This is a genomic window from Acinetobacter lactucae (assembly GCF_013344765.1).
In the GTDB taxonomy this organism is placed as follows: domain Bacteria; phylum Pseudomonadota; class Gammaproteobacteria; order Pseudomonadales; family Moraxellaceae; genus Acinetobacter; species Acinetobacter lactucae_A.
The window spans coordinates 1-1,650 of sequence record NZ_JABVBF010000304.1; the positions used below are offsets into that span (position 1 = coordinate 1).

A 1,650-nucleotide genomic window follows, 5' to 3' on the forward strand; every position below is an offset into this window, starting at 1 on the left:
AGAAGTGAAACCTCTTAGCGCTGATGGTAGTGTGGGGTTACCCATGTGAGAGTAAGTCATCGCCAGCTCATTATTCAAACACCCCCGTTCGAATGAACGGGGGTGTTTTTTTGTGGCGCTAAAAAATATATGTGTGGTAAATAAATATAAAAATACTAAGGAAGAGTTGTGCTATAAATAATAAGAAAATTAATCTTTTAAGTATGCATAATAAGGGAAGAGCATCTATGATAATTTATGGTGATGTCGGTTCGGGTAACTGCTATAAGATAAAACTATTACTTTCCTTATTAAATATTAATCATAGATGGATCCACGTTGATATTTTAAACAAAGAAACTCAATCAGCTGATTTTTTGTCCTTAAATCCTAATGGAAAAATACCTGTATTAGTCCTAGAAGATGGTCGTGTTTTGAGTGAGTCGAATGCTATCTTAGGTTACTTGGCTGAAGGAACAAAATTTATTCCTACAGATCCTTTTATTAAAGCAAAAATGTACCAATGGATGTTCTTTGAGCAGTATAGTCATGAACCATTTATTGCAGTTGCTCGTTTTATTAATAAATATTTAGGGTTACCACCAGAAAGAATAGAGGAATACCATAATTTACAGCCAAAAGGCCATAAAGCACTATCTATTATGGATAAAGCTTTAGTAGATCACGACTATCTTGTTGGAGATCAATTAACTATTGCTGACATTGCCTTGTATGCATACACGCATGTCGCGGAGGAAGGTGGTTTTAATTTGGAGCTATATCCAAATATTCAAGCGTGGTGTCAAAGGATTCGAGAATATTTAGGTTATGTAGATATGATTTAAATAAAAAAGAACTCATATCGAGTTCTTTTTTATTTCTGAAATTCTGATTTAGAAATGTGCTTCTAGACCTACATATGGGCCTTTAAACTCAAACTTAAGGTCATTATTATCATAGTCATCTAAATCGATATTGAGTACGCGATAGCCTGCTGTTAGACCAAGATCAATAAGTAGGTTATCTGCAAATTTATACTTCACTTCCGCTAATGCATCTGTAATTCGTGCATCATCAAAGTTTGTATAGGTTGCTTCACCTTTAGCACTTAAGCCTGTAAATGGAAGCTTTACTTCTCCCGACAAATAAGCGATAGGATAAGTTTTATCAATATCTACGCGTTTGCCTGTGTATGCAGTAATATCACCATTTAATACTGTTGCGCCAAGACCAGCATCTACACTTGCGATATTATCTAGTAATTCATAGTAGAGGATAAAATCGCTATGATCTAAATCAACTTTATAGTTGGCTTGACCTAAAGTTTCTGATTTAGTTTCAGTATCTAAATTTACATAACGAATTTTTGCATTTGGAATAAATGGAATTGGGTGTTCTACTGCTAATGAGAGTTGAGCACTGCCTTTTTGATCTAAATCTTGATCATCCGGAAATTGAGAAGACATATTGGCTTTACCATCATAGAACCAATAGCCAACTTCTCCTTTTACTCCTACAAAGTCTGCTTGAGCAAAACCACTTAAGCCCATCCCGAGCGTTAATAAAGATATTTTTAATATTTTCATTTGTGCATCCACATAGAAGAAATCTTTGAGCGCATGATATAGACATCTTGCTACAGATGCATTGATAAAAAATAAGGATCTTAAG

2 protein-coding genes are annotated in these 1,650 nt (G+C 34.4%); one reads left to right on the forward strand and one right to left on the reverse strand.

The annotated features are described in order from the left end of the window. The first annotated feature begins 227 nt into the window (after positions 1-227). Entirely contained in the window at positions 228-824 is a 597-nt protein-coding gene (locus tag HUN22_RS16880) for a glutathione S-transferase family protein (protein ID WP_174731807.1), read from the forward strand. A gap of 48 nt (positions 825-872) precedes the next feature. Here the strand turns inward: HUN22_RS16880 and HUN22_RS16885 are convergent, their stop codons facing one another. Next, on the reverse strand, positions 873-1,577 hold the full coding sequence (locus tag HUN22_RS16885; protein ID WP_174731808.1) for a TIGR04219 family outer membrane beta-barrel protein: 705 nt from the start codon (positions 1,575-1,577) through the stop codon (positions 873-875). Between the last annotated feature and the right edge of the window lie 73 nt (positions 1,578-1,650).

What these genes read in the sequence shown, in the direction of transcription:
- HUN22_RS16880 (WP_174731807.1), top strand. Translation starts at nt 228, where the DNA reads ATGATAATTTATGGTGATGTCGGTTCGGGTAACTGCTATAAGATAAAA.